Source organism: Aeromonas sp. SER (genome assembly GCF_038739615.1).
Lineage (GTDB): Bacteria > Pseudomonadota > Gammaproteobacteria > Enterobacterales > Aeromonadaceae > Aeromonas > Aeromonas jandaei.
Genome location: NZ_JBCGFC010000004.1, coordinates 91,701 through 107,805 on the forward strand (window position 1 = coordinate 91,701; position 16,105 = coordinate 107,805).

The following is a 16,105-nucleotide window of genomic DNA, read 5'->3' on the forward strand; positions in this document are numbered from 1 at the left end:
ATTAAAACATTCAGGCAATGGGAATCAACGTCATGGAACCGCATCACATTCTTCAAACCAGATTTGGGTTATCTCAATTTCGCCCGAAACAGAAAGAGATCATTGATGACGTGCTTTTGGGCAAAGACCTCATGGCCATCCTGCCTACTGGGTCTGGTAAGTCTCTATGTTTTCAGTTACCGGCCCTGGCTTACCCTAACCAACTCACAGTTGTAATCAGCCCACTCATAGCCTTGATGTCAGATCAAGTGCAAAAGCTTCTTGCGATAGGCATAAACGCAGCCGCAATTAATGGGACGACAAATTTGTCAGCCCAAAACAACATCATGAACCTCGCTAGTAAAGGGCAGCTGCCAATCCTATTTGTAACACCAGAGCGACTCTGCAAACCTGAGTTCCTAGCGAAACTGGCTAACGTGAGCAAAACGACACCGATAAACCGTTTTGTGTTTGATGAGGCACACTGCGTCTCAAACTGGGGGCACGATTTTAGACCTGCTTACCTACAAGCTATTCACTCTATCAACGGCTTGATCTCGTACTTGAATAAGCACAGCAAGACAGCGGTCCATGTGCCTATTTCAGCCTTCTCAGCCACGGCCAGCGAAAAGGTCCGTGAGGACTTAATAAAAATATTGTTTTCTGGCCGTACCCCTGCGCTGCATCTGCAGTCGGCGAAACGTGAGAACTTGGTTTACAACTGCCATACCATCGACAATGACAAGCAGAAGCTAGACAAGCTTGTCGAGATCATGAACAAAGACCGCGCCGTCAGCGGTTCAACCATCATATATTGCGCAACCGTCGCTCAAATCAGGGATGTGGCCAACAGGCTACGGATGTGCCAATACAAAGTTTCAACCTATCACGGCAGCATGCAGGCAGGGGAAAGGAACCAGCAACAACAGGCCTGGATGAATGGCGACACTACCGTAATGGTTGCGACCGGTGCCTTTGGCATGGGGATTGATAAAGCAGATGTCCGACATGTAATACATTACGCCCTACCCTCTTCTGTAGATGACTATCACCAAGAGTCAGGTCGAGCTGGTCGTGACGGACTACAGTCAAGCGCGAGCCTTCTGTTCTCTTATGAAGACATGCGCATACGTCGCGCGATGATCAACAGTAGTCACCCAACTTCCGATGAGTTCGAGCGCTTCATCCGCATGTTTGCTCATTACTACCAAAGCAATGGCAACACACCAATCCCTGTCGACCTTGAGCAAATGTCAAAAATCCTTGGTAACAATGACAAGGGTGACAAAGCAAGCCGACAAACAATCCAATCCATGCTTGATGGATTAGTCGAGGCTGGCTTCCTTGAGTTCAACTACGAAGCAAAATTGTATGCAATCGCAGACATATCACGTCGACCCAATTACGTACAAATTGATCACCAACGCGCTCATGCCAACCAACTACTCGATACGGTCTATCAGTACGCAGTAACCCCTGAGTGCAAGGCGAACTTCCTTACCAGCTACTATGGCGAAGCAAGTGCCCAAGATTGCAAAACTTGCTCAAGCTGCTTACGCAAGCAACATAGCTTAACGCTCGTTCAGGATGGGCTACCAAAGAGCCCATCTCAGGCACAGACAGAAGAGATTTTGCTGGAAGAGCTAAACCGCTTTCGCACCAAAATGCACAAGCTCCATAAAGTGCCTACATTCTCAATTCTCACTGAAGTTGCCCTCAAAAAAATTGTCGAGCTCAAACCACGTTCTGCCGACGCACTTCAAAGCATTTCAGGGATTACCCCTCGCAAGGTTGAGCTGTTCGGAAAAGAGCTTCTGGAGCTAATTCAGAAGTTCGCACCAGAAACCCCAGTTATCGAAATGCCGCCAATCAATGCTCTCAACGGGCTAAGCAACCAGGAGATAGAAGATCAGTTCCGGAAGTTCATCCACCAGGAACTTCACAGCATTAGAAGAATGGCTCCGTAAGAGATACGACACATGAGCACCAACATTGTTTTGGACAAAGGCACAACCCTTTACCATGGAACCAGGTCAACATTTGATCGCCCTATCGGAAGTAGGCAGGGAGGACCATCCTCCGTGCCATGCGTGTGGTTCACAAGCTCCCCTTCAATTGCACAGCACTATATCGGGCATCAAGCACAGTCACGCATGTGTCTTTATGACCCTCAGTGCCCAAGTGCCTTACATGATCCATTGTCATTTTATCAAATTGCAGGAGTAGAAAACTCTCCTGAAGCAATGCATTTATGCCGCAATCATGGTTACACATTCAGATTGCCAGAAAACATACACAATCCACACTGTATTAAATACATGTCCTTTTATGATGGACGTTTAACGGAAATATCAAACCACGATGTTATAAACCTATTGGTAGCACACTATGAATATGATTTTTCCACAGAAAACACATTTTATGGCTATATCAAAGGCACCCAAATAATCCCGTTCAGCGAAGCAAGAAAAGGTTCAATCTTGGAAGCAAAGGTGAGCAGCAAACTTAATCTATATGACGCCCGCCTTGGGGATGATTTTGGCTATGATTATAATAATGTAGAGCTTTTCAATCGTGCCAATGAACTCGGTTACGATGGCGTAATAATAAATGACAGAGTTAATTCTGATACTTTCAACCACCTTGAGCACTTGGGGTATGCTATATTTCCATCAGGGCTTGATAAACTATCATTTTCTTCATACCCAACAATTTGTGCCAACTTTAATAATTACGATGAATTGATAAATTACGATCGAATTATTACCAAGCGCCCCACTATTGCAGATCTCTCACGTTTACTACCAGCACACGCACTCAAACTCCCTATTGAAGAATGTGTTTCTTCATCTATGGATGATGCATCCATTATTGATGGAGTGATCATAAACCATGAACTTAAGCATGAAGCTACTGCGCTGACTAATAAGAGCGTGATTGAGTTAGGACCTAAATTCTTTGAGTATGATGAGGAATCTCGGCGTCATATTCTTGTGCATGAACTATGCCACTTCATTAGTGATAGTTTTGGCATTCAGCTCGCTTTCGATATGAGCGATCTAGGCTGCTTTGGCCCCATAGAGGATGGCGTAATTAGCCATGGTCCAAATGGCACGTTCACACCTAACGAGTGTTTAACCGAATCCATTGCCATCTACTTAGACGACCCAGAACATTTGGCTCAGCATTACCCTAAAGCATTCTCATATATTGACAGCAAGCTACGTTTCGGCGAGCTATCGCTACAGCAAAAGCGTGAGATTACCGAATACCAATCTGAGCGGGACAAACTACGTAAACACAATGCAGAACAACTAGAGCAAGCAATGGAGACTCTTCTCTCACATAACACACCCGACTCTCCATTCCAGGAACAAATTCAACAGGCGCTACGAGAAATCATATTTGATGGCACTGTTAGCACAGCAACACATCAACTAATCAAAACAAAACTGACCCCACCCCAAAATCCTGATGACGCCAGCCAACCCAGAAGCAGAAGAATAGCACCTTAAGAATAAAATCATCATTAACAACCCTCAACTATTATGTATAGCTCACTGAAGGAGTGAATATGCAAAGCAGCATTGGTTTAAATAACACCCACAATAGTCACCCAAACTCAGGGGAACCTGGTTTCGACACCCAGTCTCATGGACACTGGCTCAACCATTTTTCTAGAGCCAGCAAACCAGAAACATTAGTCCGCATGGCCAGATCGGCAGCTAACAAAAACAAAGAAAACACAAAAGCTCTAATTGCTATTCGTATAGCCGAAGATTTGAGGGAAGCAGAACTGATCAATGCTGGCTTTACAAGATTAGACTTCGATTACGCAGATTCAGAACTATAACTAGCTCTCATGTCCAATATTTTTGGTCACAATTAAAGGCCACACTAGAGTGTGGCCTTTAAAATCAACTTCGTTCAACCCACCAGCTTGAGAAACTAAAATCGCATTCGCGCGGAGCCATAATTGAAAGTGCTCGCCCACCCGTCAAGCTGATTATCTTCACTCTTGTTCCGCTGGAACTCATCGATCGCGTCTTCCATTGAAGTCACATTAATTTCGAGATGGCTCATATCAAAATTCATTACCAACGAGTCAGTGACCACATCCTCCTGTATTGTGAACATGGCGACATCTAAGGCCTTTTCTTCATTCCACGGGTCCGCTTCATCAAAATACATTGTGAAGTCCACAGTATGCTCATCAAGCATCCCCCAGGACTCTATATCCTCAAAGTCTTTCGGCTCTCCATCAGCATCATAGAAGTAGCCTTCAAATTGAACCGCAACATGGCCCACAAGACACCCTTTAGACAGTAATGCACGATTACAGGACACAACGTACTGCCCCTTACCGTTGAAGATCTGTCTATTGATAGACAACGCGGCGCTTGCACAATGTCCACCCCACCCCTTAAAGCCGCGTTCCTTGGCCAGCGATATCACAGCCGGAATATCGGCGTCAGTTAGGAGATTCATGGCATCCTCCGGAGGGAAAGTTGTGTTGTTGGATGGATTACAGTGGAGATCTCGCTACCATTGCTAGTCGTAGCAGCAACCTCGGATGACTGCATCCGGTACGAATTCTCTATCCGCTGCAGTAACTCTGTTGGCTTGAGCTTCAATTCTGCATCACCAACAGATCGATGTATCGCAATCAAGGTTTGGCGCATCAACCTGGTTTGCTTCTCAAGCTGATCGACGTAAGCAAGGTTGCCAGCTTTGTTACAAAGAGTTCCACAGCACATTCCCAAATCGTGTGACATACCACCACCTGACGAAATGTTTTTATGATACCATTTAAGCATAAATGGCCATCTGTCGCAAACCTTGCTCCCCAGATATCCAACGAGCGCTCACAACACCGACTTCAATTTAAAGGGCCTAGTGTATGGATTTAAGTCCGGATGATTTGAAAAACCTCCAGGTTTCAAAGTTATGCGAGATCGCCAGAGATGGTGATACCCCACCAGCCATTATGATGGCATTGATCAATCACACCGAAATGGTACGCATCGCACTAGCAGAGAACACAAATTTATCTGAAAACGTAAAAGCAATGCTGTTAAACGATAGCTGCCTATATGTAAGAAGTAGCTTGGCTAGATACCAAACTCTCACCGCCTCACACCTGCATCTTCTGTTAATTGATCATGCCGACGTCCGTTCCTCCCTAGCCAGCAATGAATCCCTTAATTTAGAAACGTTCCAGCAGCTTGCAAGCGACAGCACACAAGCAATCAGAGTGAGAGTGGCTGAGAATCCAAATGCCCCGATAGCTGTACTTGACGCACTATCGAAAGGTCTTTATTGGGAGCGAGCTGCTGTGGCCGCTAACCACAACACATCTCGATCAACTCTTAGTGTTCTAGCCACTGATCCTGATGTCCCAGTTAGGATGGCCGTCGCCAAAAATCCACATACACCAACAGAGACATTAATCCTTCAAGCTCAAGACCAATCACAAAAAGTGCTAATGGCGCTGATCGAACGAGAATCGCTATCAACCGAAGTGATTGATGCTCTGATTGTTAATGCTGACGACGATGTTAGAGAAGCAATTGCAAACAATCGTTATTTGAATGCTCACCATACTGAAATCCTATCACATGATGAGAGTGCTGAGGTCCGCGTTACATTAGCCTCAAATCCATTACTCTCAACTAAGGTGTTTAAGACCCTAGCCCAAGATACATTTAGTTGGGTCAGATATGGGCTCTTGGAAAATGCGGTTTTACCTCCTAGCACACTTCTCTCATTACTTTGTGCCGACCCGGTACAAGGCGTTCGCTCTCGAGCAATAGAACTAGCCCGTCGAAAACCTCTTGATTACTGGCTCAGTGAAAACATCTCTCTTTCTCAAAACTGGGTATTAGACAATCAGAATGTCCAGACTGGGGACATCCTATTGCGCAATGACATGCACAGCGCTTACCAGGCAATTCAAGCTGCAGAACTTGAGCGAAAGATCTGCACTCATGCGGTCCCACCACACCAAACGCCACCAGCCGAATGCATCAATCAGCGCCATGATGGTTTTCGGTCTAAACGAAGGTTCCTGTAAATCACATCTATTTAGCAACAACACTGCTTTGCAATGAAGTAAGGAGAACTAAATGACTACTGATATAACGTACACTCCGGATCTTGAAAGCTCCCAAGATTTGATGCCGTTACAAGAAACGTCCCTCGAGATCTGGAATAGCAAGTATCGTCTCAAGAGCAAGGATGGCACTCCCATCGACAGCTCTATCGACGAGACTTACCAGCGGGTAGCCCGTGCGTTGGCAGAGCAGGAACTGCAGCCGGAAGCCTGGTATGAGCCGTTCCTGTGGGCGCTGCGCAATGGTGCCATTCCGGCTGGCCGCATCACCTCCAATGCGGGGGCTTTTGAGCACAAACCTGCCACTTCAACCATCAACTGCACTGTCTCCGGACTCATCGAAGATTCGATGGACGATATCCTCGGTAAGGTGCACGAAGCTGGTCTGACCCTGAAAGCAGGTTGCGGTATCGGCTATGACTTCTCGACCCTGCGCCCTCGAGGAGCCTTCGTCGCGGGAGCTGGGGCTCACACATCAGGGCCCATTAGCTTCATGGATGTGTTCGATAAAATGTGTTTTACCATTTCATCCGCTGGTGGCCGTCGCGGCGCCCAGATGGGCACCATGGATATCCGCCATCCCGATGTGATCGAGTTTATTCAGGCCAAGCGTGAAGATGGCCGTCTGCGCCAGTTCAACCTCTCCCTGCTGATCACCGAAGATTTCGTCAAGGCGGTGAAAGAGGATGCGCCCTGGTCGCTGATCTTCCCTTACACCGCCAAAGAGGTGGAGCAGGATGGCATTGCGTTGGACGATCCCGCTCAGGTGCTCTGGGCCGACTGGCCCAACAAGGAAGGGGTGGTGTTCAACGAGCTGGGGCAGGTCGCCTGCAAGATCTACAAGACCATGCCAGCCCGCAAGCTGTGGAATGTCATCATGACCTCCACCTACGACTATGCAGAGCCCGGCTTCATCCTGATCGACAAGGTCAATCAGATGAACAACAACTGGTTCTGTGAAGAGATCCGCGCGACCAACCCCTGTGGCGAGCAGCCGTTGCCACCTTACGGTGCCTGTCTGCTTGGCTCGATCAATCTGACCAAGTTTGTGCGCGACCCTTTTACTGAAAACGCGGCGTTCGATTGGCAGGCGTTTCGCAAGGTGGTGGCCATCTTCACCCGCATGCTCGACAACGTGGTGGAGATCAACCAGCTGCCGCTGGCCAAGCAGCGCGAGGAGATCACAGCCAAGCGTCGTCACGGCATGGGATTCCTCGGCTTGGGCTCGACTCTCACCATGCTGCAGATCAAGTACGGCTCACCCAAGTCAGTGACATTCACAGAACAGGTATCCCAAGAGATCGCCATGACCGGCTGGAAGGAGTCCCTGCGGCTGGCCAAGGAGAAGGGCCCGGCGCCCATCATGGAGCAGGAGTTTGAAGTGACCGGCAAGATGCTGCGTCTGCGCCCTGAAATGGCGGCTGATGGCATCAAGATGGGTGACAAGGTGAAGGGCAAGGTGCTGCACGCACGCTATAGCCGCTATATGCAACAGGTTGCCGAAGTGGATCCTGCGCTGGTCGTCGAGTTGGCCGAAGCCGGTGGCCGCTTCACCCATCACAGCAGCATCGCGCCCACCGGCACCATCTCGCTGTCACTGGCCAACAACGCCAGCAACGGCATCGAGCCGAGCTTTGCTCACCACTACAGCCGCAACGTCATCAAGCCGGGCAAGAAGAGCAAGGAGAGCGTGGATGTCTACTCCTTCGAGCTGCTGGCCTATCGCGAGCTGGTGAATCCGTCCGCCATGCCCTATGCCGATGATGAGGCGAGTCGTCTGCCGGACTACTTCATTACTGCTGATGACATCACCCCGGCGCAGCATGTGGACATTCAGGCGGCGGCCCAGCGCTGGATCGACTCCTCCATCTCCAAGACTGCCAACGTGCCGACCGATTTCCCGTTCGAGCAGTTCAAGGACATCTACATGTATGCCTCGGACTCCGGCCTTAAGGGCTGCACCACCTTCCGCTTCAACCCGGAGGCCTTCCAGGGCGTGCTGGTGAAGGAGAAGGATCTGGAGAACACCCTTTATGAATTCACCCTACAAGATGGCACGGTGATCACCGCCAAAGGTAACGATGAAATTGAATATGACGGTGAGACTCATACCGCCGCCAATCTCTATGACGCATTGAAGGAAGGTTACTATGGGAAGTTCTGATCAAGCACGGAGTGCATTGGTACTCAAAATTGATAGCCCAATTATTGGCTACAAGGTCAAGACATCAACTGCAGGTGAAGAACATTGCGTGTCAGCAACTCCGGTAGTTCATATGCATGAAACCGTTGCTCGGCCAGAACGATTGATTGGGGCAACATACAAAGTAAAAACACCTGAACATATATCTGAACATTCTTTGTACATCACGATCAATGATATCGTTCTGAATGAAGGGACTGAAAATGAGGTTCGTCGACCATTTGAGATCTTCATCAACTCAAAAAGCATGGAGCACTTCCAATGGATTGTCGCCTTAACCCGGATTTTATCTGCCGTGTTTCGCAAAGGGGGGGACATTAATTTTCTGGTTGAGGAGTTAAGGTCTGTGTTCGATCCAAAAGGCGGCTATTGGAATAAAGGTAAATACATTCACTCTCTTATCGCTGAAATTGGTAACGTCATCGAAACACATTTGATTTCTATCGGAATGATCGATGCCCCAAAGATGGACCCACATCAACAGTCGTTCATTGCAACCAAACGAGCTGAGTTCTTAGGAGAAACACCGACATCACTTAATGGTACACAAGCCAGCTTCCCAGAAAGCGCTACCTTATGCAGTAAATGTCACTACAAGGCTGTCGTTCGCCGTGACAACTGTAGCTGCTGTCTGAATTGTGGCGAATCACATTGCTAATAATGTTAATTAACATAAATGGCATCTGCCATGTCACACATGCTGGATGCCTAATTTTTATCTGCACTAATTTTATAATACAGACAACCGGCAGATCATTCTTGAATCGGTCATGCCCTCGAACCCATCTTTCGATCACAGCTCATTGGCCATGGAACGCTTATAAGATATCATTTAAACACAACAGCAAGAGACCACTCCAATGTCACCTGACCAAGATCCCCGCCAAAGCGCTAATGAAATTTATCTCAGTCTTAAGGATGCCCTCCCGGATGAATTGACCCCCTATCTGACACACCCTAACCGCTTTCTGCGACTCCGACTAGCGTCTCACCCCAACTTGACGGCGGATCAAATTACCTCAATGGCCATCGACGAAAATCGATTTGTTCGCGAAAAGATTTGTGCAAGAAACGATTTACCCTTGTCCGTCCAAAGCATACTTAGCCAAGATGATGTTTCTGTTCTCGAATCTCTAGCAAAAAACCACAGCATAAACGAGGAAACATTGTGTCGAATGGCTAGAGCGACAAATGAGCCTAGCAGTAGTGAGTTAATGGGCCATATTGCAGCGAACCCTAACTCGCCCCCAGCACTACTCCTTGAACTCGTCGAACTAAACAACGTTCATGTTCTGAGATCTCTGGCATCACGCAAAAACATCACACTCGAGTTATGCGACCTTATCATTCGGTCCAATCTGCGTTCAGTACAGGATGTTGCAGTCATTATGTCGATGGCCAAAAATCCAGATCTGACCGGTGAGATGCTGAAGCTGGTGGTCTCAACACATCAGGCTGAAGCAGTGTTGTTAAACGTCGCTAGAAATCCAAACACCCCTGGTGACGTTCTTAGCACTTTAGCCGAAAGCCAATATTCAAGCGTCCATTTTCTTGTAGCGGAACATCCCGCCACACCACATGACTGCCTACAGTCTTTGTTGAGCAGACATCGTAACTCCATTTACTACACCGCAGATGGGAAGCGAGAGGGCCGCCCCATCATTGAAGGTATTCTAAAGAACCCTAATGCACCAAGCCAAATGCAGGACGAGCTCAGGGCAGCATACTTAAATGATACTGCCGACTACCGCAAGTTTGTTGCGGAATGCACACTGACACCAGTAACTACATTGATAAAATTGGCGACTCGAGATCCAGCCAAGCAGGTTAAGGATTTAGCGATAAAAACCCTGGCTCAGCTAAATGACCACGACTTATATCAAGCGATCGCAACCGGCTCCTTGCAATTAAGCAGCAAGATCGGCCCTAGCTCACGCAGCAAAACAGTGGGCGACAGCTTGCTGTCTCTCCAGTTGACGGAGCTCTATCAGCGGATACAAGCCATTGAGCTTGAACACAAGATCTGCGCCGGGATCCCCCTGACACACGCACAAACTGATAGAGCTTCGCGCTCATCTAGCTTGAGGCTCTAATATGTCGTCACCCACATTTCTTACGCTAGCTGAATACCACTCTCGTGAAGAGGCCTTACGGCAAGCATCAGACATTAAAACACCACTTCAAGACCTCGAAAAACTGGCTTGCAGTGCTGATGAGACGGTTCGGACTCAAGTTGGCCGCAATGGCTCAACCCCCTCTTCAAGCCTCGCCCTGCTCGCAGAAGATATAAGCTGGCGAGTGCGCCAAGCTGTTGCTGGCAATAAAACCACGCCTACCGCATCATTACTTGAGCTGGTGGCAGATTCGGATACCAATGTAGTCATCGCTCTAGCCAAAAACCCGGCATTACCCTATGCACAGTTATGCCACTTAGCCACGCATCAAGATATGCGAGTGCTTGAGACCGTTGCTGACAATCCTCGAACACCGCCAACGGTTCTTGAACAGTTATCGGAGATCCAGGATCGGTACATACCGCAAGCTGTTGCACACAACGACAACACCCCCCCTGCGACCCTCACGAAATTGTCAAACTCAACGAATGATAAGGTTCGCTCTGAAGTCGCAGCTAACTCATCAACGAGCATCGACACACTTTTAGCCTTGGCTCTCAATGATGATGTAGACATGGTCCGTAATGATGCACATCTTTCACTTCGCAGAAAAAGTGATAACGATTGGTTTGCCACCGGTATGCAGCTCAAACAGCCCTTTCGTTCGACAACTTTTGGCGATGCGCTTCTACAACTGGGGTTCACATCGATTTACCAGAAACTCCTGGCAATGGAGCTTCAGAATAAGGTTTCCGAACATAAAGCAAACCATTCAGATACCACTCAAGAACAAAATCCTGATTTAACTCCACGTAGCTTGAGGATGTGAACATGCAACAGCTCAATGTCCAGGGACGAATAAACCTACTATCTAAAATAGACGTATCAGAAAATGCTTTTATCGAATTAGCTAAGGACCCTGAATGGGCCGTTCGTAGCAGCGTTGCGGCCCATAGCCGTGTGCCGTCATCAATCCTTTCCGCCCTAGCATCAGACGATGTAGTGTGGGTGCGAACCGAAGCAGCAGGCCACCCATCCACCCCGGAATCCATATTAGAGCAGCTCAGTAAGGACAACGAACACTCTGTTCGGGCGGTCGTCGCCGGGAATCAACTTACGCCATCTCACGTTTTAAGTGTGTTGGCCACAGATGCTCATTGGTTGGTTAGGAAAAAGGCGGCACTCAATAGCAATACCCCTCAAGAAGCCCAGGAAGCGTTAGTAAGTGATCCACATGAAGATGTGCGCCGCTCTCTCTCTGTCAATCCAAGTTGTTCCGGGCGCACTCTGGATGCCCTCTCGCGTGACGAATCTATAGATGTGAGGATGTATGTCGCCGAGCATCCGAACTGTTTACCTACGACACTAGATTATTTGGCCACCGTTCATAATTCTGCTGTGCAACTTCGCATCACAAGACATGGCAACACGACGTCAAAAGGTTTGGCTTTATTGGCCAGAGCCACAGAAGACTCAATACGGATCGGGGTATCAATACATCAAGCTACCGACGGGCCTACATTGTCATACTTAGCCCAAGATGAATCCGAGTTGATTCGCAAATATGTTGCAGAACACCTTTCGACTCCCCCTGAAACTCTGGGATCACTAGCATCATCCGCAAGTGAAACCATCAGAGCTCAAGTGGCTACCAATTCAAGCACGCCACAAGAAGTTATGAGGAAATTAGTAAATGACACGCCGCAAGTACAAATTAATGTAGCGATGAACCCTACAGCTTCAATTGATATTTTGCTGACGTTAATTATTTTATGTAAGGACACGAAACCCATTATTTCCAATTTCGCAAAAGAAAACCTTAACAACAAAACCTCAGACTACTGGCAGGCAAACGTACTCAATGGACTGTCATTAGATACAAGTTTTGAGTGTGATGGGAATACAAGCACGTTAGGTGATAAGCTTTTAAATGAAAACCTATTCGATGTTTATCAAACCATTCAATCAGTGGAGCTTTCGATAAAAATTGACAACCGTAGATTTGAAATAAGTAGCACCGCCAATGAGAGGCGAAATAATCTATCTTTATAAATACAATGTGAATCTACCTAGATATAACCACAGCAGGGGATCAATGAATGAATTCACCGCCCCCCTGTTTTCATGAGTTCCGAATCAAGACCGACGATCATCAACTTAACTGCGCAACGCCTATTATCCCACCAATCATAAAAGGTTCTGCGCGGCACTTTGACCAGGACAGCCACCTCTGATGCATCAAACCCGCACTTTTGCTTGCAGTAATTAGATAGCATCTCTTCTTCGAAATCCACGCCGTTACGCTTGCGTCGCTTACGCGATCGCTCCGCTGCGAGGCCTAAAACGATGAGTGAAACAACTCGATTACGAGTGTGCCACCAATCATTCAGAGTGCGGCGAGGCACCTTAGATTGAATGGCGACATCGGTTGCTTCAAGCCCACAAATTCGCAGACAATAGTTGGAAAATTCATCACCTTCACCCATCTAGCACCTTGGTGTTGATAACTTACACTTGTGCATTGTGCAGAATTAATCACAGCAAAACAATATATTACCGCTAAACCCACCCACAACAACTTTCAAGCAGTACATAAATTATCGAGGCCTGAGAAAATCCATGCCAAACCTCGAGCTGCCTTTACGTTCAACAACCTTCCGGAAATGGCTGATACTCTCTTTTGACGGACAAGACAAAACCTCGGCAACCTCAATCAAGTTTCCCTTGTATCTCAATCGCTGATAAACAACACCTTCAGGAAAACACGCAAAAAACTCATCCGTAGCACACCCACCCAAAATACCGCTTTCGAGACGGGTTCGCTCCCCGATAAAAATTAGCTTTTTAAGCGAGGCATTCTCTGTGCTAAAGAAATCCAAGGCGGCTCTTAATGCATCTTGTGATACCTCAGGCCATGACATCAGCAGTACATCACTATTTTCTCCAAATCGGAGTATGGCATCAGTGGCACTAAGCTCTTCTACAGCAGGGTTACACCAGCTCTGGTGTCCATCATGTGTGGCAAAAAGTGTTGTCGGCTTAATATCAACTCCCATCTCATGCAAGTAATGAGACAAAAGACCATTCCCGGCAAACACCTCGAGCACCTTTTTACCACGTAGAAACCCCGCCAACTCAGCAATGAATTCAGGGTCATATTTCCAATACGATACCTTCAAAAAACCTCACACTATAAATTGGCGTTTAATGCTCTAATAAGCATAGCGCTGGCCAACGAAAACAAACCACTGCTAATCTACACGACGTTTTTTTTCACTGGATTCCAAACGCGTATTGAGGTCCGCATGAACATAGATGGAAGTAGTAGCAAGGTCACTGTGGCCCAAGTTGGCCTGGGTATGAGCGATGTTTCCACCATCAGCGATATCGTCGGTTGCGTACTTATGTCTAAACCAGTGAGGGCTAATGGCCATCAACCCCTCCGCTTCGCGCGATATTGCATCAGCCCCATCCGTATCGCCAGCAGCTTTCAGCTGATTTGAGTCTTCTTCCAACATTTTTCGGGCAACTTCCAACACGCTTTTGATCTCATTCCTGATCGAGTTGGAGTCCAACCCTTCATGTTCCATTGTGCCCCGGTGGCTATGTGGAACGAGAGGCAATCGCTCCGCCTGGCTAGGCAGAGTAGTCAACTTACGGCCTAGTTCAACTGAAAACGCCGCACGGAAACGCTTAACCTCACTCAGGAGCGTATTTGTGACTGGAATGTACCGCCCCTTATCCCCCTTCCCCACTGAATCATCAATATGAAAAACCCAGCCTTCAGGCAGGCAAAGGAAACGATTGGTAAGGCAAGGAATAACCCCGGCAGGCACAACTTTGTCGCATAGTTCTGACACTCGAACCCCCAGGTAATAGAGCATCGATACAATGTATCTAGACCGAGCTCCTTTAAAACCAGCAATCCTATCCGATGCACGAAAGATCGCTTCCAGTTGAGCATCTGACATTATCCGCTCTTTAACCTTACCTAACTTTCCAACCTTTCCAAGGCTGCGCTTTCGTGATGTGAGTACCGGGTTGTGTTCAATTAACTCTGCCTCAATCAATGAGCCATATAGGGCGCTTAACCCTCCGAACATCGATACTTTCGAGGACTTAGCAAGTCCAGTTGCTTGCCGCCTCTCCATAATGAAAGGGCGCCAATCCGGATTAGGCCCTTCAATGATCTCTCCAGCACTCCCATCTTTTAGAGGCTTTGTTTTTTGCAATCGCCCACGACAAATAGCGCCTTGCCATGAGGCTGGTGGTGAGTCAACAAACATCACGAATGCCGTCATTTCCGCGCTTCTCATGGTGAGGCAACTTTCACCGACCTTAAACCAACGCCATAGAAAAAATCTATCAAGGTCTCGACGGTAAGTGCGGAAAGTGTTTGGCCTAATCAGCAGGCTATTGAGTAATTGGCATGCGACCCGGTACTCGGGCTCCCAATCGAAATTAAGCCCAGATACAGCTTGTTGGAAGAAGTCTTGGTCACTCAGGGACACCGGCTCACCAGCATCCCCATTGAAAAGAGGGAACGGAACAAAATCAAGCGGCTTGTCGGACATGTTTGGCTTTAAACTCTCTTATTTCCTGGCAAGACATACAACATGTTGCAGCAGGATTGCTTACGTAACGTTGATACGGCACATCATTACCACAGTCCTCACAAAAACCGATGTCATCAGACATCTTAAGTGCGTGGACAAGCAGGCTCTGACGGTGTACCAGTCGATTGATTTCCATCATAGCATTAGCGTTTTCTTCATGCTTGCTTGCAACCATGGATTCATCAGAATAAATTTCACCGCCACGAATTGTAGCCCGAAGCTCTGGCAATTTCAGCTTAATCCCAGACAGCTCATCATGGATCTTTGCAATTACACCAACACGTTGCTCTTCAGTCAAAACACGTCCTAAATTCATTCAATAAACCTCATTATCATAAAATTGAAATGCCGCACAAAACAGTTGCCTTGCACAGCATTGGATTACACATTCAATTACCAAATTGTGAAACATAAACAATTGCACTTCAATTACATTTTTAGTTTTTTGTGCATTATATCACCCTTAGCTATTGCCTCATCATAATTGCGCAAAGAGCCTTCGCGATTAAGCAAGATATGCTTCAACATCCCTTGAGGATCTGGGACGTGGGTGTTTTTTGGGAAATGTTGAGTTTCTTCCATATTTCGATAGCTACGAAACTCCTCTTTCAGAATTGCGTAGAGATTTGCCAGGCGCTCTACCTTGGCGTCGTGATAACTACCCGATATACGCTCTAAAAGCTTGTCTGCCGATGCCAATGCCCCCCGAGCTGCCAACATAACGCCTGCGCTTGCAGACGCAAGAATAACGCCCGCTGGCGCAGCTATTACGAGACTATTGAGATCACCACTTATTGCAGCTTTGACAACCGCGCCAAAAGTCACTTGTTCGATTGGTATATCTTTGACTTTGGCATACGCCTCAAAAGCATGTTGTAACTCCTCTTGCGGCGTCCCTGCCAGTCCGACCGTGGCCGCAGTCAAATATCCGGTCAGCATAACGATAGCTGCTGTCGCGACTGCAGGAAGGATGTAGCGTTGAGTTTGCGCATCCAGCCGCAACGTCACTCCATTCAGCAAGGCGACATTTTTTTCGTAGAGGTCATCCAATACCTCCTCAAGCGTGGGTTCAAGCTTCATG

15 protein-coding genes are annotated in these 16,105 nt (G+C 47.5%); 9 read left to right on the forward strand and 6 right to left on the reverse strand.

Translation table 11 applies throughout. The features are described 5' to 3' along the window. Nucleotides 1-32 precede the first annotated feature (32 nt). From AAHA41_RS07715 to AAHA41_RS07725, 3 genes are read left to right on the forward strand one after another with little or no spacing between them, the layout of a single operon-like run. The gene (locus AAHA41_RS07715; RefSeq protein WP_168797161.1) at nucleotides 33-1,946 is read left to right on the forward strand and encodes an ATP-dependent DNA helicase RecQ; all 1,914 of its coding nucleotides are present in this window, start codon (nucleotides 33-35) and stop codon (nucleotides 1,944-1,946) included. Between the two features lie 12 nt (nucleotides 1,947-1,958). After that, nucleotides 1,959-3,494 (forward strand): hypothetical protein, encoded by a 1,536-nt coding sequence (locus AAHA41_RS07720; protein WP_323069323.1) that lies wholly within the window; start codon nucleotides 1,959-1,961, stop codon nucleotides 3,492-3,494. Nucleotides 3,495-3,553: 59 nt separating this feature from the next. Continuing rightward, on the forward strand, nucleotides 3,554-3,832 hold the full coding sequence (locus tag AAHA41_RS07725) for a hypothetical protein (RefSeq protein WP_136502067.1): 279 nt from the start codon (nucleotides 3,554-3,556) through the stop codon (nucleotides 3,830-3,832). A gap of 95 nt (nucleotides 3,833-3,927) precedes the next feature. Here the strand turns inward: AAHA41_RS07725 and AAHA41_RS07730 are convergent, their stop codons facing one another. Next, nucleotides 3,928-4,467, reverse strand: a complete 540-nt coding sequence (locus tag AAHA41_RS07730; RefSeq protein ID WP_323069322.1) for a hypothetical protein — start codon at nucleotides 4,465-4,467, stop codon at nucleotides 3,928-3,930. A 412-nt stretch (nucleotides 4,468-4,879) separates the two neighbouring features. Here AAHA41_RS07730 and AAHA41_RS07735 point away from each other — a divergent pair, with 412 nt between their 5' ends. The 6 genes from AAHA41_RS07735 (at nucleotide 4,880) to AAHA41_RS07760 (ending at nucleotide 12,460) form a co-directional block, all read left to right on the forward strand. Further along, nucleotides 4,880-6,052, forward strand: coding sequence for a hypothetical protein (locus AAHA41_RS07735; protein WP_136502069.1), 1,173 nt, complete (start codon nucleotides 4,880-4,882; stop codon nucleotides 6,050-6,052). 52 nt (nucleotides 6,053-6,104) lie between these two features. After that, nucleotides 6,105-8,255: an adenosylcobalamin-dependent ribonucleoside-diphosphate reductase gene (locus AAHA41_RS07740; protein WP_323069320.1), complete on the forward strand. Its 2,151-nt coding sequence runs from the start codon at nucleotides 6,105-6,107 to the stop codon at nucleotides 8,253-8,255. A gap of 16 nt (nucleotides 8,256-8,271) precedes the next feature. Next, nucleotides 8,272-8,952: an NrdJb gene (locus tag AAHA41_RS07745; RefSeq protein ID WP_323069374.1), complete on the forward strand. Its 681-nt coding sequence runs from the start codon at nucleotides 8,272-8,274 to the stop codon at nucleotides 8,950-8,952. Nucleotides 8,953-9,154: 202 nt separating this feature from the next. Further along, nucleotides 9,155-10,387, forward strand: a complete 1,233-nt coding sequence (locus AAHA41_RS07750; RefSeq protein WP_136502071.1) for a hypothetical protein — start codon at nucleotides 9,155-9,157, stop codon at nucleotides 10,385-10,387. 1 nt (nucleotide 10,388) lies between these two features. Beyond that, the gene (locus AAHA41_RS07755) at nucleotides 10,389-11,237 is read left to right on the forward strand and encodes a hypothetical protein (RefSeq protein ID WP_136502072.1); all 849 of its coding nucleotides are present in this window, start codon (nucleotides 10,389-10,391) and stop codon (nucleotides 11,235-11,237) included. A gap of 2 nt (nucleotides 11,238-11,239) precedes the next feature. Further along, nucleotides 11,240-12,460, forward strand: a complete 1,221-nt coding sequence (locus tag AAHA41_RS07760; protein WP_136502073.1) for a hypothetical protein — start codon at nucleotides 11,240-11,242, stop codon at nucleotides 12,458-12,460. Nucleotides 12,461-12,513: 53 nt separating this feature from the next. On the opposite strand, the gene AAHA41_RS07765 is transcribed toward AAHA41_RS07760, so the two are convergent. The 5 genes from AAHA41_RS07765 to AAHA41_RS07785 form a co-directional block, all read right to left on the reverse strand. Further along, a complete protein-coding gene (locus AAHA41_RS07765) occupies nucleotides 12,514-12,894 on the reverse strand; it encodes a hypothetical protein (RefSeq protein ID WP_136502074.1) in 381 nt (126 codons plus the stop codon). A 111-nt stretch (nucleotides 12,895-13,005) separates the two neighbouring features. After that, nucleotides 13,006-13,587: a hypothetical protein gene (locus AAHA41_RS07770; RefSeq protein WP_323069318.1), complete on the reverse strand. Its 582-nt coding sequence runs from the start codon at nucleotides 13,585-13,587 to the stop codon at nucleotides 13,006-13,008. Nucleotides 13,588-13,659: 72 nt separating this feature from the next. Then, the gene (locus tag AAHA41_RS07775) at nucleotides 13,660-14,982 is read right to left on the reverse strand and encodes a site-specific integrase (RefSeq protein ID WP_323069316.1); all 1,323 of its coding nucleotides are present in this window, start codon (nucleotides 14,980-14,982) and stop codon (nucleotides 13,660-13,662) included. Continuing rightward, nucleotides 14,963-15,340 carry a TraR/DksA C4-type zinc finger protein gene (locus tag AAHA41_RS07780; RefSeq protein WP_136502077.1) on the reverse strand — a complete coding sequence of 126 codons (378 nt, stop codon included), beginning with the start codon at nucleotides 15,338-15,340 and terminating at the stop codon, nucleotides 14,963-14,965. Before AAHA41_RS07780 ends, AAHA41_RS07775 begins: the two co-directional genes overlap by 20 nt. A gap of 113 nt (nucleotides 15,341-15,453) precedes the next feature. After that, nucleotides 15,454-16,104 (reverse strand): hypothetical protein, encoded by a 651-nt coding sequence (locus AAHA41_RS07785; protein WP_323069314.1) that lies wholly within the window; start codon nucleotides 16,102-16,104, stop codon nucleotides 15,454-15,456. Nucleotide 16,105 lies beyond the last annotated feature (1 nt).